Origin of the sequence: Dulcicalothrix desertica PCC 7102 (assembly GCF_003991905.1) — a bacterium.
Taxonomy (GTDB): Bacteria; Cyanobacteriota; Cyanobacteriia; order Cyanobacteriales; family Nostocaceae; genus Dulcicalothrix; species Dulcicalothrix desertica.
This window is the reverse complement of record NZ_RSCL01000001.1, coordinates 191305-212135: the sequence shown is the minus strand read 5'-3', so window position 1 is coordinate 212135 and position 20831 is coordinate 191305. Positions and strand designations below refer to the sequence as shown.

Genomic DNA, 20831 nt, shown 5'->3' with positions numbered 1-20831 from the left:
AAATGCAAACGAATTCTCTAGAAATTATCAAGCAGGCTTACATTTACTTGAACGAGAAAGCTATTTCATCCAGCGCTTTCACATCTAAAATAGTAATTTTTCCACCTCGACGATAATTAATAACAGATTTTATACTTCCTATCAAACGGACACATTCTTCGTAGGTAATGCCAATACTCCGAGATATTTGATAGTAAGAAAGATTCACTTTTAAATTTTGCCCTTCTTTGGATATTTCAGTTCCATACTGTAACATCGCACACTGAATAAACCTTGCTAACCTAACTATCGCGCGTTCGGAAACCAACCCGTGTATAGTATTATGAAGTAATTGAATACGTTGATTTAAAACAGACATAATCTGTAGGGCAATTTCTGGAGTTTGTCGAATTGCCTCTAATAATGCTGTCCGCTCAATTGTGAGAATTTCACAATCTTGTTCACAAACTACCGTTGCTGGTGCAATCCCATCACCTATTAGCACATGTACGGCGAATATATCCCCTGTGTACAAAATTCTTAATATAGTTTCTTTACCTGTGGCAGAAGTTTTTTTGATATGAATTCTTCCCGATGCAAGTGCATACAGTTTTGCTGGCAAAGAGTCACCTTCATGAAAAATAATTTCTTCACGTAGGTACTTTAGTACTTGAGAATGCTGTACTAATTGCTCTAACTCTTCTGGTTTTATAAGCGCAAAAATGTGAATCTTGATGAGTTGTTCTACAGTAGCTAACATAATAAACTTGTTCAAAACAGTTTTCTTTTAGGTTTCCTCTTAAAACTAAGCCACCTCAAAAATATTATCCATAAACAGTTTATAATGGGCAAACTGCGGGAGTAATAAAATATCCATCTACAGGCTAGCATTATGGATTTCAACTTAAATGAGGCAATTCAGGTTGCTAATCAAGCAGTTAATCAAAAATTTAAGAGAAATTTAACAGATATAGAGATTATCATTCTCAAAGGCGCCTGGGAACGGCAAGAATATGATCAAATAGCTGCTAAACATCAGTATGCTACTACTTATATTAGTCAAGATGTGGCGCCGAAGCTCTGGAAACTACTTTCTGATTCATTGGGAGAAAAAGTCAAAAAAAATAGTTTCAAAGAAGCATTAAAGCGAAGATGGGAGAAATTAAGCACTAATACAAATGCTTTAGGTATTGACTTAGATATAGAGCAAGAACAATTAAAAAATATAATTCCTGAAATTTATGTTGAAAGACATCCGATAGAATCGATTTGTTACGAAACTCTTTTACAACCTGGTTCTTTAATCCGTATTAAAGCACCGAGTTTAATGGGGAAAACGTCACTGATGATTAATGTAATTACAAAATTATCGAAACAAGACTTTCGCAGCGTAATATTAAGTTTTGAGCTAGCAGATAGAAACACCCATTTTACTAACCTGAATAAATTCTTACGTTGGTTTTGTACTAATGTGAGTCGAGAGTTATCATACAAAAGCGAGTTAGATGAATATTGGGATGAAGAAGGTATGGGAGCAAAGGTCAGTTGCACGACCTACTTTGAAGAATATTTGTTAGCTGCTACCGATAGTCCCTTGATTTTGTGCTTAGATAATGTAGATTTACTTTTTCCTTATCCAGAAATTTATGAAGATTTTTTTGGACTGTTACGCTCCTGGTATGAGAAAGCAAGAACCAGAAAAATTTGGGCAAAGTTGCGGTTGGTACTAATACATTCTACTAATGTTTATATCCGATTAAATATTAATCAATCACCATTTAATGTTGGACTACCGTTAGAATTGTCTGAATTTACGCGCGAGCAAGTGCAAGATTTTGCCCAGCAACATGGACTTAATTTAGATGCGACTTTAATAGACTCGCTTATAAACTTAGTTGGGGGACATCCTCATTTATTAGAAATGGCTTTTTCTCACCTTAAAAATTATCCAGATATTACCCTAGAGCAAATCTTGATGGAAGGAACTACAGAAACTGGTATTTACGCTCATCATTTACGTGAACATTGGTTAAATTTACAACAACATCCTGAATTAGCAAAAGCCTTTACTAAAGTTAATAATTCTACACATCCCGTGCAATTAGAACCAGTGTTAGCTTATCAATTACAAAGCATAGGTCTAGTTAAACTTTCTGGTAATTTAGTAGAGCCAAGGTGTAATTTATATCGCCAGTATTTTCAAGCGCATTTACTAGAATAATAATGTTATATCCTTGGCATGTAATATACCAGTACTAGATTTTGGGGTTAATAACCAATTATTTGATTCTTTGTCCAGCAATGGTTTCTGTTACCTGACTATCAGATTTGTCGCTGATAGAATTTAAATCGTTCATTTTTATATTTTGATTATTTCTACTGCTCGGTATAAGTTGTAAGGTATGTAATGGTAATCGTTTCATTTGACGAAGAACAACAAGAGCTTCAAGTATACCGTCAAGACCACCCGAACTTTTTACTCCGGCACTCCTTGCCAACGATGCAAACTCTTCTGTATTAATTGGTTGAAAAACGTTATCTAAATATACAGGCTGGCTATGTCCAAGTGCTGCGCGCTCTGCGACCAATACCTTAGCTGCTAACCACCTAACTTCTCCAAAACGGTAGGGCAGAAATATAACGGATATTGTGTCATCATCTAACAAATCTTCCAAGTATGGTAATACCCGCTCATCAAGAACAGGCTGTCTATATAAGCATTTTAACGTATCAACACGTATTGATACGTCAGGACTTGACAAATCCTCGGCTAATTCCTGAAACTCAATATCACTTAACATTGTTTTCCTCACTGTGGGAGTTTTTCAAATAAACTTTAAAGTTGACTTATTTTTTTCTGTTTAACCGCTCTTACCAACTCAGCAAGCGTTGGGTTTGCTAGTAACTTTAATTTTAGCCGTTGATTACGATTTAGTTGAAGGATTTCTTCACCGCGTTGTTTCCAAAAGTACGGTACCAAGTATTTTTGCTGCTTCATGTAAAAGAGGTGGATATATTTTATTTAAATATTTTGTACTATATAATTCTCGTGTAGAATTATCTTGACATTTAAAATTGTTTATTTTTTTAGTTGTTAACTCTAAACCTATCTGTAAACCTATAGGATTTATTAAGAAGACTTTTCCTCGTCTTCCGTCAACATGCACAACATCTCTTCCAAGGAGGAGCTTTGATAAAACTTTGAATGTTGTCAATCTGCAAACTACTATCCATAAGTGCCTGACTCTCGCTTAAATTGTTTTAGCGGCTTCAAAACTCCTTATTTTTAGTGTTCCCGCAGACTGAGTAAATATAACACCGACTACAACCCATTCGGTGTTTCATTGACTACCTTTTAATTACATCCTCTTGGTTAGGATATAATCAAAAGTCAATTGTTCATGTTGGGTTCCGCACTCGCTGACACCCAACCTACAAATATCCTGGCGCCTCCGCTTGACAAGACTCCGTTTTTCTTAACTTGACGTAAATGGTGTCCCCGCCCCATGTTTATGACGGGCAAGGATGCCCGTTCCACAAGAGAGAGTTGTATTAGGGACTTCCAAAAATTTAATTCTCCATCTTGTGGGGTGGGCATCCTTGCCCGCCTTCTTTAAATAAACGGGCTTTCCTGCCCATTCCACAAGAAGATATTGGAGATTTTTTTATTTGGAAGTCCCTTAGATGTCTGTGATTAGTTTTGCTTTTCTTAGGAAGAATTGGAGTGCATTGTCTTCTCTGGAGATAATATCTGCTCTGCCTTCCATGCCTAGTTGGATGGAACATTTGTTTTTGCCTTTGCCTAGGATGAGGCTGTTTGGTTCTACTGTTACTTCGTAGAATGTGGCGCCTACACCGGGTTTTTGAGTTGTGGCAATGGCGCCTGTTTGTGTACCATTAGCTTGGGGGGTAATGGCATCTGGAGATATGGCTTTGACTTTACCATTAAGTGTTCCGTAGTCTGGGTAAGGACAAGCTGATACTCGTAAGTTGACTTTTTGTCCTATTTTGACTTTGCTTACATCTTGGGAGTCAACGATAGCTTTTACTACTACGTTGCTGTTGTTGGGTGCAATATGAGCAATTTCTTCACCTGCTCGTACTGTTTGGGTAGAATTTCGTAGAACTAGTTTGAATATAGTACCGTCTGCTGGCGCCGCTATAACTGTTTGTTTAATATCGGTTTCTACTTGTATTAACTCACGACTATCTCGTTCGAGTTGTTTTTGAATATCAATTTTTTGATGAATAAGAGCTTGTCTTTCTTTGCTTAGTGCTGCAAAGTTAGCTTTGAGTGTTGCTTTTTCTTGAGCTATACGTTGTTGTGCTATTCCTACTTCTGAATTACTTGGATTTAATATAGCTTGTGCGCGTTGTTTTCTAGCACGTGCTGCTAAGACTGCTTGTTCTAAGCGTTTAATTGTTTGTTTTTGTGATTCTATTAATGCTTTTTGCGCTTCTACTGCTTGTTCTTGTTGCGAGACTGCTAACTGTGTTTCTTCTAATTGATTCTTGGAAATAGCTCCTTCTTTAGCTACACTTTCGTATCTTTCTCGTTTTGTTCGTGCTGCTGCTAAAATAGCTTGAGTTGCATAAAAGGTTGAATGTACCGATTTTAAATCAGCGTAACCTTTATGTAGTTCTTCTCGAGCGATTCCTATATTGGCATCAGCTTCTTGGACTTCTGCAACTGTCGTCAAGTTTTTATCTCTAAACTCACGGGTACGACCGCTTAATTCGGCTTCTGCTGAGGCAATAGTGCGGGTTATGCGCTCTGTTTCGGCGCGAATTTGATTACCCATTGCATTTATTTGGGCATTAATTTGGACGAGTTGTAATTTGCTTTGTTGAAGATTGCTTTGTAGTTGACTTTTTTTAGTTTGCAGACGCGAGTCGTCAATAGTGGCAATGATATCTCCTTTTTTGACTATTTGGTTTTCTTGGACGGAGATATGCATTACTTGACCCTCGGTTGCTGACTGAACGATTCGTAATTCTCCAGCAGGACGGATAGTTGCTTGTGCTTTGACGGTAACTTTATATTTGGCAAAGGAAGCTATGGGAATAGTTAGACTCAATACAGTAAGGATAAAAATTCCACCAAACTGAGTCCAGCGTTTAATTGGGGGTAGAAAATTTTGTTCAACAGGGATTGAAGCTTCGTGTGTAAGCATAGTGAGATGGGGGGAGAAAGTCTTCTAAAAAATCTAAGTGTGTACCTGGGAGAGCGCGTAGTTGTTCTGGACTACCTTGAATTTTCAGGCGCCCTTGTTCTAGTAGTACAATTACATCCGCACGCTGGATGACTTTGGGACGGTGACTAATCATGATTGTGGTTTTACCCTGACGGTAATACAGTAGTTTGTCTAATACTTCCGCTTCACTAACTGGGTCAAGGGCGCCTGTAGATTCGTCTAATATTAATATAGGTGGGTCTGTAACTATAGCTCTGGCAATGGCTAACCTTTGTCGCTGTCCACCGGAAAGGTTGGCGCCAAATTCACCTAACACAGTTTGATATTTATCAGGTAATTTACTAATAAAATCATCTGCACCAGCGATTTGACAGGCTTTGACAATTTGTTCAAAGCTAATATTAGGATAGCTAAAGCGGAAATTATCAACTATAGAGCGACTCCAGAAGTGCGGTTCTTGAGGAACTAATACAACTGAGGAACGCAAACAGTCTAAAGAAAGGTCTTGCTGATTATAAAGACCATAACGAATATTACCTGATTGTGACTCATATAAACCAGCAAGCAGTTTAGCAAGGGTACTTTTACCGCAACCAGATTTACCAATTAAAGCAATTACTTTACCACCAGGGATAGTAAGAGAAAAATCTTCTAGTAAGTCAACCCTACCTGCATGGTGGAAATTAAGGTTATTACAATTAATATCGGCATTACCAGGAATTTCTGCCCAAGGCTTTTTAAAATCATTCTCGTCTTCTGGAGTTGCGTCAATAACTTCTGTCAAGCGTTGAATTACTATTTGAGCAGTGATAAATTCATCAGCTAACCCAATAACCGAACTCAAAAAACCCAGAAAGTTACCGCTCATGCCATTAAACATCAGCAATTGCCCAATGCTTAAAGTTTGATTAATTACTAAACTGCTACCTAACCAAAGTAAACCAATATTAGTTAAAGTTGAAATAATACCCGTAAACGTACCGCTATATAAACTTAGTTGCATCCGACTCCAACCCAAATTAGCTAGGCGCCCGAAATTGTTTTGATACTCTTCCCAAGCTTGAGGAGTAGCTTGTGTTGTTTTTAGCACCTGAACACCCCGAAAGGTTTCAACGAGAAAACCCTGATTTTCTGTGCCCAGTACCAAGAGATTACGGCTTTTATTACGTAATGCTGGCAAAAAAAGTAAATTAATTCCCGTAACGACGATAAAAACAACAATTGAAGCGCAAGTTAGTTCCCAACTGTAAACCAGCATTAAACTTAAGGAAACCAGAGCAATAAAAAATTGACTAGGTAAACCAAGGACAATTTGGGAAACTAAGGCATTGATAGCATTAACATCAGAAATGCGACTAACTACTTCTCCACTACGGCGCCCTTCAAAATAAGATAGCGGTAAATGTAGTAATTTTTGACCATATTCTAAAATTAGTCCTAACTGTAACTTTTGTGCAAAGTGACCTATTAAGTTTGACTGTACTAAACCGATAGCACTTCTAACCAAATTCATGACAATTACCCCAATTGCCACAGTAGTTAGCAACTGAGTATCTCCCCGCACCAATACATCATCAGTGAGCAGTTGCATCATAAAGGGAGAGGCAAGCGATAATAGTCCAATAAATAAATTAATCGCAATAGCTTGAGCAAGAATTAAGCGATAAGGTAAAACCCGTTGAATATAACGCCCAAAACCGCCTATTTTATCAGACTCTTGTAAGTAAAAACGGCTATCATCAGGTTCTAATAACAACATCACACCATTCATCCAACCAGCGACTAATTCTTTACTGGTTAAATACCGTAGACCAACGGCAGGGTCGCCTATTACGTATTTATTCCCCTTCTTACCGTATAAAACAACCCAGTGATAGCCCTTCCAGTGAATAGTCGCAGGCAAAGGAATTTCCGAGAGTCGTTCAAGTAACTGAGGAGTACCTTTACAGTAGCGTGCATGGAAACCTAACGTTTCTGCTCCTCGTTTTAACCCCAGCAAACTGGTACCTCGCGAACCTGTACCAACCGCTTCACGCGCACGGTTAATCGCAAAAGTGCGTCCATAGTGTTTAGCAATAGTTGCAAGGCAAGCAGCACCGCAGTCTTCCTCGCTATGTTGAAGAACAATCTGATATTTCATAATTAAATAGTAGGTTGGGTTAACACCCAACCCCACCTCTAAACAACACTAAACAAGAAACCCGGTTTCTGATGATAAGCTATGCTAACAAAGCTAAATTTTCGTAGAGAAACCTGGTTTTTTTAGGACTACACAATGCTGTAAGTTACATCGTAAGTAGAACCAGAACCCCTAACTCGCATTGTTCTTGTACCGTTAGTTGGTGTGCTTCCTACAGTAAAACCTCCCATATAGTCGTCATCGTTGGGCCAGGGGTCGCCGTCAAAAAGATTAACCTTGGCGGTTCCATTGAAGTATACTCGTTTGTTAATACGAGCAGTTTCGCCAGTATCTACGTCGTCAAGAGTTCCAAAGACTTGTCTGCCGTTAACTTTAACCTTAAGGTCGTCTCCGTTACTTGGTCCAAAGTCGGCGCCTGCTTTAACAGCAGTTGCATTATGTAAAATTAGGTAGGCGCCTCCTTCAATTACAGATGCTTCTTCAGCAGTTAATTCGGTAAACAGTTCTTGTTCGACGCTAGTAATGTTAGAAGTAGAAAGTGACATAAAGAAAGTCCTTAATTTTTGATTTGTGTTAATTGTTGGGAAAGAAAGCTTTAATGTTGCTTTCTATTAATAGTATGTTTGAAGACATTCTTGAAGTGTTTAGTTAAATTTAGGAGTATCAAATTAGATTTACAAAGCAGTAATTCTGTGAAATTCAGTAAAATTCAGGTAAGACACTGAAAATATCGCCAGTGGGCTGAAACGATATATAATTTGGTAAAAATAAAGCCTTTGTGGGGAATCGAAGATGAGGGCTGATTTTAACTCCAACTACAAATATCAAGCCGGAGGAAGCCTACCTGCTGACGCTCCTACTTACATTGTTCGTGCAGCAGACCATGAACTTTACAATGCTTTGTTAGCAGGCGAATATTGCTATGTCCTTAATTCCCGGCAAATGGGCAAATCAAGCTTACGCATTCGTACAATGTACAAGCTACAAGCACAAGACATCGCCTGTGTTGAAATTGAATTAAGTGGAATTGGAAGCCAAGAAATTACTGCTTCCCAATGGTATGGGGGTATTATTCAAGAATTAATAAGCGGTTTTGAGCTAAAAATAGACCGTCGTAGTTGGTGGCGCCAACAAGAAGACCTTTCGCCAGTGCAACGTTTAGGGGAGTTTATTGAAAAGGTATTACTGACGCAACTTAAACAAAATATAGTTATCTTTATTGATGAAATTGACAGCGTTCTGAGTTTAAGCTTTGCCACAGATGAGTTTTTTGCTTTAATCCGCAACTGCTACGATAAAAGAGCTAGCAAAACAGAATATCGAAGACTTTCTTTTGCACTATTGGGTGTAGCAACACCTGCTGATTTGATACAAGATGAAAATGCCACTCCCTTTAATATCGGTAGAGCCATTGAATTAAAAGGCTTTCAACTGCACGAAAGTAACATTTTTATGCAAGGTTTGCTTGAAAAAACCAGCAACCCAGAAGCAGCTTTAAAACGAGTACTGTACTGGACTTCTGGACAACCGTTTTTAACCCAAAAGCTTTGTTTACTTATTTCCCAGCAATCTAAACTGCAAACACCCCAGTCAATAAATCAATTAGTCAAAAAGCAAATTATAGAAAATTGGGAATCTCAAGATGAACCAGAGCATTTACGTACAGTTCGTGACCGCATTCTTAGAAACGCGCGCTCCACACAACGCTTGCTATTACTGTATAAACAAATTTTGCAGAAGGGAAAAATACCTGCAAATAATTCTAACGAGCAATTAGAATTACGTCTTTCTGGTTTAGTACATAAGTACAATGAAAATTTAGTTATTAAAAACCCTATTTATCAAGCTGTTTTTGATTTAAAGTGGCTTAACAAACATTTAGATAAACAGCACAACACCAATACTATACCATTTTGGCAAGTTGCTTTAACAAGTGTTGCTGTTACCAGTATAATTACTTTTGTTAGAGCGCTTGGTTTTTTACAAGCATGGGAACTTCAAGCTTACGACCAACTAATGCGCTGGCGCCCTTATGAAGGAGTAGATAAGCGGTTATTAATAGTTACCATTACAGACGAAGACGTTCAGTCTCAACCCGTTATAGAGCGAGGAGCAGCATCTATATCAGAGCGTTCTTTAGCACAATTACTATCAAAACTAGAACAGTCTCAACCGCGAGCTATTGGTTTAGATATATATAGAGAAACAGGTGTAGGAGAAAAATACCCAACCCTAGCCCAAAAAATAAAACGCAATAACTTCTTTGCAATTTGCTTATATGGTAAACCAGGTATCAAACCACCTTCATATGTTCCTAAACGTGGTCAAGGATTTAATAATGTAGAACGCGACCCCGATGGAATTTTGCGGCGCCAAATATTAGCTGTGGATTCTGCATCTCCTTGTCAAAGCAAATACTCGTTTAGTTGGAAACTTGCGACCCATTATTTAGCTTCTTCTGGAATTAAACAAGAATTTACACCAGATAATTACTTAAAACTTGGCGAAGTAACATTTAAACCTTTAGAAGAGAATACCAGTGGCTATCGCAAAATCAACGCTAGTGGTCATCAAATATTACTTAACTATCGCGCGTCATCAGAAATTGCCGAAAAAGTAACTCTTCGAGATATTCTCAGCAATCAGTTTGATGTAGAAAGAGCCAAAAATCGTATAGTACTTATTGGCACGACAGACCCTAGCTTTGGAGATTATCAGTGGCGCACACCTTATAGTAGTGGCGATTTAACAGAAGAAACTCTAGCAGGTGTAGAAATTCAAGCACACATGGTTAGTCATATTCTCAGTACAGTACTTGATAAACGACCGTTAATTTGGTCTTTGCCAAAACCAATAGAAACTATATGGATTTTTAGTTGGTCATTAGTAGGAGGTGTACTAGCTTGGCGTTTAATGTCACCACATTTAATATTACTAGGAGCAGGAATTGAAAATGGCGCCTTGTATCTAACTTGTGGGGGATTACTAATTTTAAAAGGAGGTTGGATACCCCTAGTTCCTTCAGCTTTAGCATTGATAGCTGTTAAAAGTCTTTTGGTCATATATAAATACAAGATATTTGACAAAACTCATTAAAATCTCTCAAAATTCTCCTAGCATTAAGGAAGATACTTATACTTTATACAACCTTGTAAATGTCCAGTAAACCAGGCAACATCTAATAACCACCTTACCAACTTTTCTCGATTATGAACTTTAAGCAGAAATTTCACAGGAAGAATGGCTGCGTCTTTGACGAAACTTTGCCATTTAATCAACTTAGGCATACCCACTTTTTGATGCTGTTTATTGAGCAAAACGTCGTAAACAGCTAATTTCCGATATCTATGGTACAAATCTCCTATAGTGTTGCGAAAGCGGAAATGAACGAGTGCATTTGTTGCAGAATTAAGAGTTTTCCCTGCCTCTTGAATTCTCCAGCAGTAGTCAACATCTTCGAGTACAAGCATTTTTTCATCGAAACCACTAACCATTTCATGAACTGAACGCTTAACACCAAGATTACTGGCGCCTGCATAAGGAAGATATGGATGTTTATTAACTCCATTGCCTTCTCTGTATTTACAGCACTCAATGACCCACGGTTGATTCAGTTTCCAGTAATCATTATAACCAGCAACAAAGTCGTACTTGGAAAGTGCCTCAATCATAGCTGCCACCCAACAAGCAGCTACTTCATCATCCGCATCGCAAAATGCAAGCGCTTCACTATATGCAACACTTGCACCAACGTTACGCGCGTGGGCAGCACATTGAATAGCAGATGTTTCCACAAAACGAAGATGAGGCAAACGGTGCTGATATTGTTTGATGATGGCTACTGTGTCATCAGTGGAGCCATTATCAACAACAATAATCTCCCACGGTAAGGAGCATTGCTGTTTAGCCAATGCCTCTAATTGAAAAGCGATGGTATCCGCAGCATTAAAACACGGTACTATCACACTTAAGTTCATAAAAATTTTATATTTCCTCCGATTAATGTATCGATTCCTAACCTGGTAAGGTATATTTTTAAAGCTGATTATTTTGTTAGCAAAAAAATATATGTACCCCAGTAGCTTATGAAACACTATATCAAAACTTTTTATTTTTATAACTGCTCATAAAGTATTAAGGAGGTAACTGATGAAAACCAGCAAAGTTAATTTTTTATTACATGCAGTTCGCGTAGCTAAATTCGCATTTTTCGGAGGATTGGCGATTACATTTTCTTGCAATAATGTCCTTGCTCAAATTATTCCAGATGAAACTTTAGGCGCCGAACGTACACTAATTACCCCGAATGTAAATATCAAAGGTGCGACTGCTGACCAAATTGATGGTGGCGCCATTCGAGGCAGTAACATTTTTCACAGCTTTAGTGAATTTAATATCCAAGATGGACAACGAGTATATTTCTCAAATCCTCCTGGTATAAATAATATTCTGGGTAGAGTTACAGGTAATAACCAATCGAATATTTTGGGAACTGTAGGTGTAAAAGGTAATGCCAATTTATTTATACTCAATCCCAATGGGATAATTTTTGGACAAAATGCACGTTTGGATATTGGGGGTTCATTTGTTGCTAGTACGGCAAATGCAATTCAGTTTGGCGAGCAAGGCTTTTTCAGTGCAGCTAATCCTTCTAGCCCTGCGCTACTAACAGTCAATCCGGATGCATTATTCTTTAACCAGATAAATAATAAACAAATCGAAAATCGCTCTAGGGTGGAAGCAGGGTTAAACGTAGCAGGAACTCCTTTATTTGGCTTACGAGTACCAGATGGCAAAAGCTTGTTACTACTGGGGGGAAAAATTGTCGTTGATTCCGGAGGTCTTCACGCATTAGGGGGTCAAGTCGAATTAGCAGGTGTGACAGTGGGAAGGTTAGGATTAACTTTCAATGACAACAAACCGAGTATCAATCCTGAAAAAATAGAACGAGCAGATATATCCCTTCGTAACGGAGCATCTGTCAGCACTAGTAACCAAGGAGGGGGTAATATTAGGGTTTTTGGAAAACATGTGACAGTTAGTGATGGTTCGCGAATTGAAGCCAATACTTTAGGGTCGCTAGTTGGTGGAGAGTTGAACATAGATGCTTCAGAAATATTAGAAGTAGTTGGAGAATCTGCGACTGGTCAACGTAGCGAGTTGGTTGCACGCACTACAGGAACAGGTAATGCCGGAAACTTAACAATTACTGCTCCCGTGTTTCGCATTTTAGAGGGCGCCAGGGTTTCCACTACTACTGCTGGTTCAGGAAAAGCGGGAAATTTGAGGGTAACAGCATCAGAAGTCAAAGTAAGTGGTTTCACTAAAAGTCGCGAATTTGGTAGTGATTTATTTGCTCAAACTCGGAGGGGTTCAACTGGAGATGGCGGAGAATTGGCTGTTACTACCAAACGATTATTAGTGCAGGATGGGGGACAGGTCGGGGTTTCGACGTTTGGAAATGGCAATGGAGGAAAGTTAACTATCAACGCATCTGAATTGGTAGAAGTTAGTGGCTCCTCTGAAAGTATTTTAGCAGCCAACACAAATGGGAAAGGCAAGGGGGGAGACCTGATAATCAATACAGGAAAACTGCTTGTCCAAGATGGTGCAGAAATTGCTGCTACTGCTAATAGTGATGGCGATGCCGGAAGTTTAATTGTAAACGCCACGGAATCAGTACATGTACGCGGGGCTTCAGCTTCGGGTAATGTGAGTGAGTTGACTGCTGGCGCCTACGCAACAGGTAAAGGGGGAGAATTAACAATTAACACACCACTGTTACGAGTTGAAGGGGCGGATATTTTTGCAGGAACCGCTAGTAAAGGTGATGCAGGCAACCTGACAATTAATACTGGTTATTTATTTGCTGACAAGGGAGCGCAGATTTCTACTTTAACTGTTGGCAGTGGGAATGGAGGACGTTTAGCTGTAAATGCTTCAAAACAAGTGCAATTGAATGGAACTTCAGATGATGGCAAACAAACTACTGGTTTTTTTGCTAGTACTTACAATGTAGGCAAAGCCGGAGACTTGATTGTTGATACTCCGGTACTGATAGTTAAGAACGGCGCTCAAGTTTCAACTAGTACTATTGGTGGAGGTCAGGGAGGAAAATTAACAATAAAAGCTTCAGAGTCGGTGCTGCTTGAAGGTATAGGTAGTGGATTATCTTCTCAAGCTTTGAGTACAGGTAATGCAGGAAGCATCACCCTTAACACCCCCAACCTAACTATCCAAAAACAAGCAAGAATTGCAGCAGAAACCATTAATAAAGGCAACGCAGGAAATATAAATATTGATACTAATAAATTGATGATTCAAGATGGTGGAATTATTTCTAGTGCCACTACAAACGAGGGAAGCGGTGGCAAGTTAACGGTAAACGCCACTGAATCAATACAAGTAATAAATAATCCCAATGAACAGAGTATAACTGGTTTGTTTACCCAAACTCAAGGTACTGGAAAAGCACAAACGTTGACTATCAATACCCCAATTCTTATTCTCCAAGATGGAGCGCAGATTGATGCTGGTACCGATATCCGTAGTACAGGTTCGGGTGGAGATTTAATAGTAAATGCATCAGAATCAGTTCAATTAATTGGAACTACAGCAATTCGTAGATTTCCAAGTGGTTTATTTACTGCGACTAGAGGCACGGGAAAAGCGGGAAATATTACCGTTAATAGTCCAACACTCATTATCCGGGATGGAGCTACTATCTCCAGCGCCACCAATAATGGTGCTGGTGGTAACATTTCAATCACTGCGAATCGCTTAGAGACTATTAATGGAGGTAAATTCCGCACTAGTACCACAGGCGTTAATAAAGCTGGCGACATCACTTTGAACGTTAGGGACAGCATACTTATAGCTGGAGTAAATAGTGGGTTGTTTGCCAACACCCAAACAGGCTCTACTGGCAATGGTGGTAATATCTTTATCGACCCTAGAAGCATCATTTTACGAGATGGCGCCCGTATTGCTGTAGATAGCCAAGGTAGCGGAAAGGGTGGTGATATTCAAATTGAAGCAGGCGCCCTCACCTTAGACAATCAAGCTGCTATTTTTGCCGAAACCGCTAGCAACACTGGGGGTAGTATCACCCTTAAAATGCAAGAACTATTACTACTGCGTCGTGGTGGTAAAATCTCCACCAACGCTGAACTAACTCTTCAGGAGGAGATGGTGGTGATATAGATATTGATGCCAAATTCATCGTCGCTCCTCCAAACGAAAACAGGGACATCACCGCGAATGCTTTTCAGGGTAGCGGTGGTAAGGTGAATATTAATGCTGCTGGAATATTTGGGATAAAACCGCTTAGTCGTCAACAACTTGAGCGGTTGTTGCAAACCACTGACCCACAAAAACTAGACCCTAGTCAGTTACAAACAAGTGAGATTACCGCCATTTCTCAAACCAACCCTTCGTTGAATGGTGAAATAAATCTCAATACACCTGATACTGACCCTAGTAGGGGAATAACAGAATTACCCACAGAAATAGTCGATGCTTCTGGGTTAGTTAACCAAAATCTTTGTGTAGCTTCTATTGGAAGTGAATTTACTATCACGGGTAGAGGTGGTTTACCTGCTTCTCCTTATGGAATTGTTAGTGCAAATGCAGCTTGGGAAGATTGGTCGATATTAGAACCATATCAAAGCAAACCAGCAATAATTAATAACTCACCACGCTCCTCACCAGACATATCTACAACAATTGTTGAAGCTCAAGGTTGGGTAACTGATGCAAATGGTAATGTAATACTTACGGCAAAACCTGTAACCGTGGCGCCTAAAAATACTTGGTTACATTCTTTAAATTGCCAAACGGGGAGGTAAATTATGAGGCGCCTGCTAAACTTGATTTTGTTGAGTATTTTTGCACTAATATTCAGCTTGGTTATTCCATTAATTCCAGTTGCATTACCACAAAGTAACTTGGCGCCAGCTTTAACTTTAGTGCAGTCTGGTAAAAAATATTATGATGCTGGACAATTTTTTGCAGCAGCGCAGTCGTTAGAAAAGGCAGTTAGTATTTATCAAGCTTCGGGAAACAAACTTAATCAAGCTCAGGTATTAAGTTTATTATCTTTAGTTAAGCAAAAACTTGGACAATGGCAGCAAGCAAAGGCAGCAATTGACACAAGTTTAGATTTACTAGATAAATTACCATCTGAGCGAGAGTCATATAAAGTGCGCGCGCAAGTTCTTAACAGTCAGGGACATTGGCAGTTAGCACAAGGACAAACTGAAGCAGCATTCACAAGCTTTACGTTGGCACAAAAATTTTATGCTTCTTCTGGTGATACTGTTAGTGTTGTTGGTAGTCAGATAAATCAAGCTAATTCGTTGCAAAGTTTGGGGCTTTACCGTAGAGCGGAGAAATTATTAACTCAAGCCGAGCAACAATTATATGAACAATCAGACTCTTCCTTAAAAGTATCTGGTTTACTGAATCTTGGTAATATTCGCCGATTTGATGGAGATTTAGAAAAATCGACTGAAATTTTGACTCTTGCTTTAGGTGTTGCCCAAAAATTGAATTTACCCCAAGAACAAAGTACAGCTTTGCTCAATTTAGGAAATGTTGAAATAGCTTTTGCTAACAGAGCGGAAGCATTAAAAGATACAGATAACACACAAAAGCACAGACAAAAAGGTTTAGAATATTATCAAAAATCCGCAGCACTTGCAGCTTTGCCTATTACCAAAATTCAAGCGCAACTCAATCAAATTGCAGTGTTAATTAATACTAGTGAGCTTACATCTATTTCGCCATTAATAAATCAAGTTAATGCTTCAATTAGTCAATTACCAGCAAGTCGAGTATCCATCTACGCGCGCGTCAACTTTGCTCAAAGTTTAATGAAGATGGAAGAAAGAGATAATTCTCAAAATATTATTCAGGTATTAGAAACAGCTATTAATCAATCTCGAACTTTGCAAGACCAGCGTGCGGAATCTTATGCACTTGGCACTCTTGGCACATTATACGAAAGCAGCAAAGATTGGTCGAATGCAAAAAAAATTACTACTACTGCACTATCTCTGGCACAGGGTATAAATGCACCAGATATTAGCTACCTGTGGCAGTGGCAAATGGGAAGATTGTTTCAAAAACAAGCAGAAACACAACAAGGCGCCAACTTTCAAGCAATTCAATATTATACTCAAGCATTTAATAACCTCAGTAGTTTACGCAGTGATTTAATTGCTCTTAGTCCAGAAGTTCAGTTTTCCTTCCGAGAAAGTGTAGAACCAGTGTATCGGCAATTAGTCGAATTGCTTTTGCGCTCCCCCAGTAAAAGTAATCTCATCCAAGCGCGTCAGGTAATGGAAGCGCTACAACTAGCAGAATTAGATAACTTTTTTGGAGATGCTTGTGCCAAACCAAAACAAGTAAATATTGACAATTTAGACTCAAATGCTGCTGTTATTTATCCAATTGTCTTACAAAACCGTTTGGAGGTAATACTCAAATTACCAGGTTCAGATAATTTACGTCATTATGCTCATGTAAATGTCTCGGAGCAAGAAGTTGATGCAGCAGTAACACAACTGCAAAAGTCTCTAACACGACCTAGCACGAGTTTAAAACAAGTCAAAGCAGAAGCACAACAATTATATAACTGGTTAATTAAACCTTTTGCGGCTGAACTTGGCGCCACAACTACACGAGAACAAAGTCAGATTAAAACATTAGTATTTGTTTTAGATGGTTCATTACGAAATATTCCAATGGCTGTTCTTTATGACGGAGACAAATATTTGGTCGAAAGATATGCTGTAAGCGTTACTCAGACTTTACAATTACTCGAAGCTAAACCATTACAAAGCTCAAACGTCAATGTGTTAATTGCAGGCGCCAGTGATGCTCCTAGCTTTAAAAAAGAAGGATTAGGAGTAATTGATAATGTTGAATTAGAATTAGCAGGAATTAAGCAGAAGGTACAACGCAATCAGACACTAGAAAATCAACAATTCATTAAAAATAACGTGCAAGCCAAGATTAATACAACAAATTTCAATGTTGTCCACTTGGCAACTCACGGTAAATTTAGCTCCAATCCTGAACAAACTTATATTTTAGATTGGAATGGACGTATAAAAGTTAAAGATTTAGATAACTTACTGCGTTTAGATTACCAAAGAAGTGCCAAGCCAATTGAATTACTAATTCTTAGTGCTTGCGAAACAGCAAGTGGAGACAAGCGGGCAGCATTAGGACTAGCAGGAGTAGCAATTCGAGCAGGCGCCCGTACTACCCTAGCTTCGTTATGGCAAATTAACGATGCATCTACCGCAGAATTTATGATTGAATTTTACCAACAACTCAATCTCGGACAAGTCACAAAAGCAGAAGCTTTAAGAAACGCTCAAATTAAGTTTTTGAAAGAATCTTCAAGCCGAGATTATAATCGTCCTTATTATTGGGCTTCATTCATTTTAGTGGGAAACTGGCTTTAGAAACCCGGTTTCTTTGTTAATAACTTGTAATAAAAACGATAATCTTGCTTAGAAACCGGTTTCTCGCCAATTATATCGACTTGAGCAATACTTTTTAAGCCAACTTGTTTAGCGCTTAAAAGCTCAACCCACATTTTTTTTAAAGTAGAATTTTGTGGCTCTTTTAAACGTAATTGCGCCAACTCCGTTATTGTTTCGTACCAAATACCATACTTGGCATAAGCAGAAACTTTCTCTAAAGGACTGCTTGCTTTTTCTAATTGCCTTGCCAGTTCAACTGGTATTGACTGTCGTTGTATAAGTCCTGTTACGGAAGCTGGTGTAGCTGAGTTACCTCTATTGGAGGCGCCGTGACAGTTAACTTCAACATACCATCGATAAGAGTTACCAATCGCTAAAGCTGGTACTGTTGATGGCAAACTCACACTGATAATACCAGCTTTTTCTGGTAAGCGAAAGCGAGTACGATATAACTCAACGTCACCATCCTGCAAAGAAAATTCTCCCGACTCCGCATCAGTCGAAGTATAAGGCACATAAACCCAAATAGTTGGACGTTCATTTACTGTTGACTTCAATTGATTACTACCTACCACACGAGTTAGTGGTATCATGCCCTGCTTATATCCACAGTCACCTCTGCTTCCTGTACCCTCTTTGGCTGGAGGAGTTCCCCTACTTGGAGGGTCTTTTTCTTCTTGGACTGCATTAGTTTGTGCCTGATGGTCATTACTAGCTAGCTTTTTTGTAGATGCAACAGAAGGCGCCGAACACGAAGGAAAGCTAACGATTAACCACAAAAAGAAAAATAAACCTTTTTTACAATCTATCAACATCGCTATATCCGGCTATATTTTTCGTTTTCTATCCATAGTATTTAACTACAATATTTAGCTTTATCATTCCAGATATGGGCTATCTCCAGCTTTTCTGCTTCATTAGTACAAGACAAATGTAACAATCCAGGTGCCATAAAGGATTGCACTGGTATTCTGGCAATACTGCTGTTCGCTCCCACTTTCTACAACAAGTAAGAAAAATAAATTATTCCTAAATTCACCTAAAATTTTTTGTGTTTTTATTTATGCAGTTCTAAGGTAGTGATGGTGAACATTTGCACGAAATAGTACATTTGTAAGACAGTGCATAAATTAATAGTTTTACCCCTGATATGTGAAGTAGAACTGTTTCGATTGAAGAACCGCAAGTTAATTAACAATATTAAAACATATGATATCTTCTCAACCCAAATGGAACTCTCGACAAGTTCACAATCACTTATTGAAGCGATATTCTGTGCGACCAGAAGCGCTAACTTGGTATCAGACAGACTTTACCGGAATTTGGTTCGGTTGCTTCGAGTCTGATGATTTGGTTCAAGATCATCCTGTGACTATGCTGACTCGTTTTGACCCAGGTGGCTTTTTTCCACTACATGGACACCCTGGTGGGGAGGAGATTTTAGTGCTTCAGGGAAACTTTACTGATGAAACTGGTGTGTATCCACCAGGTTCTTATATGCTTAATCCTGAAAAGTTTAATCATCGTCCATACAGTCAGGAAGGTTGTTTGACCTTTGTTAAGTTACGACAACATGGTGGTGAATCTCGTCAACAAATTAAAACAAATATTTATTCCTTACCTTGGCAACCCAGTATCATTCCGACTATTGAGGTAAAGCCTTTATACCAGCAAGCAGGGTTTTCAGAAAAAGTCAGCATTGAGCGCTGGCACCCTGGAACGGTACTGTCTCTAGTCGTCGAATCTGAAGTTAAAGAAATCTTCGTCTTGGAAGGTACTTGGAGCGATGAATTGGGAGACTACCCAGCGGGCAGTTGGCTGCGGTATCCACCAAATTGTCCTTATACTCCTTCTTCTATTGAAGGTTGTACTGTTTACGTCAAGACCTATCCTACAGATACAACCAGATTTATTGTCGGAGCAGACTTCCAACATCCACTTCAAAACTGTAGGTTGGGTGGAGGCTTTGCGTAACCCAACCTAGAACCACGTTTAAATTAGTTACCAACAAAAAAATTTGATTATACGTCATCAGGGGAAACGCACCTAAATAGTCACAATATAGGTCAAATAAGCTTTTCAGACGAGAAAAAAGAGTAAGTTGACCTTGTTACTGTCAAACAATAAAAATGTAATATAAGTTTCAATAGTAATGCATTAAAAATCGCATTAATATCGACTTTTGTCAATATCCCTGAACATTTTTTAGATGCGTTTGCCCTGGCGTTCCTAACCAACTGGATTTTACTGGTATTTGCATTTTTAACTAATCTAGAACTCGTAGTAAGGATTGTATGGAAGAACATATGAAATAAAAATTACACAGTGTCTACATATATATTCGTATTTAATTGATTTGTGTAAATTAATTTTTGAAATAAAAATTTGATTAGAGAAGTAAACACTTGGTATACTTAGTAGTCAGATAAAATAAACAAAGCCTGTAAATGGATTGCCGACCTGTATCCGATGATGCGCTGCTAAGTCAAATCGCCAAGCATGACCAGACTGCTTTGTCTGAACTGTATAATCGCTATGCGAAAGTTATTTATTCGGTTGCCTTTAGCAGTTTGAAATCAGTAGAGGAAAGCGAAGAAGTTGTACTAGATGTTTTTTCTCAAGTATGGCGAATCGCTGAACGTTATGATACTACTAAAGGTAGAGTCGATACTTGGGTTTTTATGCTAGCCCGCAGTCGGATTTTAGATAAACTTCGCAAACTCCAGCGATCTCAATTCTCATCCCCTGTTTTAACAAAACTTTCAGAAATTGAAACACCGACAACTATAGACCCAACAGAGAATGTAGCAATTTACGAACGGCGCCAGCGCGTTAGTGATGCGCTACAAGTTTTACCCAAAGAGCAGCGGCAAGTAATTGAGCTAGCTTATTATCATGGTCTAAGCCATAGTCAAATTTCTGTTCAAACCGGTATCTCTTTGGGAACCGTTAAAACCAGAATTCGGTTAGGCTTAAATAAGTTAAAATCGGCACTTGAATAACACCCGTACACGTAAACTA

Annotated in this window: 16 protein-coding genes; 7 read left to right on the top strand and 9 right to left on the bottom strand. The window is 38.7% G+C overall.

Going from position 1 to position 20831, the window contains the following annotated elements:
* Nucleotides 1-43: 43 nt before the first annotated feature.
* Nucleotides 44-739, bottom strand: coding sequence for a Crp/Fnr family transcriptional regulator (locus DSM106972_RS00925; protein WP_127079073.1), 696 nt, complete (start codon nt 737-739; stop codon nt 44-46).
* 132 nt (nt 740-871) lie between these two features.
* Here DSM106972_RS00925 and DSM106972_RS00920 point away from each other — a divergent pair, with 132 nt between their 5' ends.
* On the top strand, nt 872-2200 hold the full coding sequence (locus tag DSM106972_RS00920) for an AAA-like domain-containing protein (protein WP_127077974.1): 1329 nt from the start codon (nt 872-874) through the stop codon (nt 2198-2200).
* Nucleotides 2201-2258: 58 nt separating this feature from the next.
* Here the strand turns inward: DSM106972_RS00920 and DSM106972_RS00915 are convergent, their stop codons facing one another.
* The 6 genes from DSM106972_RS00915 to DSM106972_RS00895 form a co-directional block, all read right to left on the bottom strand.
* Complete coding sequence (locus tag DSM106972_RS00915; RefSeq protein ID WP_127077972.1) at nt 2259-2780, bottom strand: hypothetical protein; 522 nt, start codon at nt 2778-2780, stop codon at nt 2259-2261.
* 35 nt (nt 2781-2815) lie between these two features.
* On the bottom strand, nt 2816-2977 hold the full coding sequence (locus DSM106972_RS53040) for a hypothetical protein (protein WP_186538574.1): 162 nt from the start codon (nt 2975-2977) through the stop codon (nt 2816-2818).
* A 393-nt stretch (nt 2978-3370) separates the two neighbouring features.
* On the bottom strand, nt 3371-3577 hold the full coding sequence (locus tag DSM106972_RS00910; RefSeq protein WP_127077970.1) for a hypothetical protein: 207 nt from the start codon (nt 3575-3577) through the stop codon (nt 3371-3373).
* Between the two features lie 82 nt (nt 3578-3659).
* On the bottom strand, nt 3660-5153 hold the full coding sequence (locus tag DSM106972_RS00905; RefSeq protein ID WP_127077968.1) for an HlyD family secretion protein: 1494 nt from the start codon (nt 5151-5153) through the stop codon (nt 3660-3662).
* Nucleotides 5122-7314, bottom strand: a complete 2193-nt coding sequence (locus DSM106972_RS00900) for a peptidase domain-containing ABC transporter (RefSeq protein WP_127077966.1) — start codon at nt 7312-7314, stop codon at nt 5122-5124. The genes DSM106972_RS00905 and DSM106972_RS00900 overlap by 32 nt, the downstream gene beginning before the upstream one ends.
* A gap of 128 nt (nt 7315-7442) precedes the next feature.
* Entirely contained in the window at nt 7443-7859 is a 417-nt protein-coding gene (locus DSM106972_RS00895) for a hypothetical protein (protein ID WP_127077965.1), read from the bottom strand.
* 247 nt (nt 7860-8106) lie between these two features.
* On the opposite strand from DSM106972_RS00895, the gene DSM106972_RS00890 reads away from it, so the two are divergent.
* Entirely contained in the window at nt 8107-10410 is a 2304-nt protein-coding gene (locus DSM106972_RS00890) for a CHASE2 domain-containing protein (protein ID WP_127077963.1), read from the top strand.
* A gap of 23 nt (nt 10411-10433) precedes the next feature.
* Here DSM106972_RS00890 and DSM106972_RS00885 read toward each other — a convergent pair whose 3' ends face one another.
* Nucleotides 10434-11291: a glycosyltransferase family 2 protein gene (locus DSM106972_RS00885; protein WP_127077961.1), complete on the bottom strand. Its 858-nt coding sequence runs from the start codon at nt 11289-11291 to the stop codon at nt 10434-10436.
* Between the two features lie 172 nt (nt 11292-11463).
* On the opposite strand from DSM106972_RS00885, the gene DSM106972_RS00880 reads away from it, so the two are divergent.
* The 3 genes from DSM106972_RS00880 to DSM106972_RS00870 all read left to right on the top strand — a co-directional run bounded on the left by DSM106972_RS00880 (nt 11464) and on the right by DSM106972_RS00870 (nt 17789).
* Nucleotides 11464-14517, top strand: coding sequence for a two-partner secretion domain-containing protein (locus DSM106972_RS00880; protein WP_127077959.1), 3054 nt, complete (start codon nt 11464-11466; stop codon nt 14515-14517).
* Nucleotides 14518-14600: 83 nt separating this feature from the next.
* Nucleotides 14601-15161 (top strand): S-layer family protein, encoded by a 561-nt coding sequence (locus DSM106972_RS00875; protein WP_127077957.1) that lies wholly within the window; start codon nt 14601-14603, stop codon nt 15159-15161.
* A gap of 3 nt (nt 15162-15164) precedes the next feature.
* Nucleotides 15165-17789, top strand: a complete 2625-nt coding sequence (locus tag DSM106972_RS00870; protein WP_127077955.1) for a CHAT domain-containing protein — start codon at nt 15165-15167, stop codon at nt 17787-17789.
* Here DSM106972_RS00870 and DSM106972_RS00865 read toward each other — a convergent pair.
* Nucleotides 17786-18625 (bottom strand): DUF928 domain-containing protein, encoded by an 840-nt coding sequence (locus DSM106972_RS00865; RefSeq protein WP_127077953.1) that lies wholly within the window; start codon nt 18623-18625, stop codon nt 17786-17788. The genes DSM106972_RS00870 and DSM106972_RS00865 overlap by 4 nt on opposite strands.
* Nucleotides 18626-19019: 394 nt before the next feature.
* On the opposite strand from DSM106972_RS00865, the gene DSM106972_RS00860 reads away from it, so the two are divergent.
* Both DSM106972_RS00860 and DSM106972_RS00855 read left to right on the top strand, forming a co-directional pair.
* A complete protein-coding gene (locus DSM106972_RS00860; protein ID WP_201800659.1) occupies nt 19020-19784 on the top strand; it encodes a cupin domain-containing protein in 765 nt (254 codons plus the stop codon).
* Nucleotides 19785-20257: 473 nt separating this feature from the next.
* Complete coding sequence (locus DSM106972_RS00855) at nt 20258-20812, top strand: sigma-70 family RNA polymerase sigma factor (RefSeq protein ID WP_127077951.1); 555 nt, start codon at nt 20258-20260, stop codon at nt 20810-20812.
* Nucleotides 20813-20831 lie beyond the last annotated feature (19 nt).

Coding starts and splice junctions, on each gene's coding strand:
- DSM106972_RS00880 (WP_127077959.1), top strand. CDS start 11,464: ATGAAAACCAGCAAAGTTAATTTTTTATTACATGCAGTTCGCGTAGCT.
- DSM106972_RS00860 (WP_201800659.1), top strand. CDS start 19,020: ATGATATCTTCTCAACCCAAATGGAACTCTCGACAAGTTCACAATCAC.
- DSM106972_RS00885 (WP_127077961.1), bottom strand. CDS start 11,291: ATGAACTTAAGTGTGATAGTACCGTGTTTTAATGCTGCGGATACCATC.
- DSM106972_RS00915 (WP_127077972.1), bottom strand. CDS start 2,780: ATGTTAAGTGATATTGAGTTTCAGGAATTAGCCGAGGATTTGTCAAGT.
- DSM106972_RS00925 (WP_127079073.1), bottom strand. CDS start 739: ATGTTAGCTACTGTAGAACAACTCATCAAGATTCACATTTTTGCGCTT.
- DSM106972_RS00855 (WP_127077951.1), top strand. CDS start 20,258: ATGGATTGCCGACCTGTATCCGATGATGCGCTGCTAAGTCAAATCGCC.
- DSM106972_RS00890 (WP_127077963.1), top strand. CDS start 8,107: ATGAGGGCTGATTTTAACTCCAACTACAAATATCAAGCCGGAGGAAGC.
- DSM106972_RS00895 (WP_127077965.1), bottom strand. CDS start 7,859: ATGTCACTTTCTACTTCTAACATTACTAGCGTCGAACAAGAACTGTTT.
- DSM106972_RS00905 (WP_127077968.1), bottom strand. CDS start 5,153: ATGCTTACACACGAAGCTTCAATCCCTGTTGAACAAAATTTTCTACCC.
- DSM106972_RS00865 (WP_127077953.1), bottom strand. CDS start 18,625: ATGTTGATAGATTGTAAAAAAGGTTTATTTTTCTTTTTGTGGTTAATC.
- DSM106972_RS00900 (WP_127077966.1), bottom strand. CDS start 7,314: ATGAAATATCAGATTGTTCTTCAACATAGCGAGGAAGACTGCGGTGCT.
- DSM106972_RS00910 (WP_127077970.1), bottom strand. CDS start 3,577: ATGCCCACCCCACAAGATGGAGAATTAAATTTTTGGAAGTCCCTAATA.
- DSM106972_RS00920 (WP_127077974.1), top strand. CDS start 872: ATGGATTTCAACTTAAATGAGGCAATTCAGGTTGCTAATCAAGCAGTT.
- DSM106972_RS00870 (WP_127077955.1), top strand. CDS start 15,165: ATGAGGCGCCTGCTAAACTTGATTTTGTTGAGTATTTTTGCACTAATA.
- DSM106972_RS53040 (WP_186538574.1), bottom strand. CDS start 2,977: ATGAAGCAGCAAAAATACTTGGTACCGTACTTTTGGAAACAACGCGGT.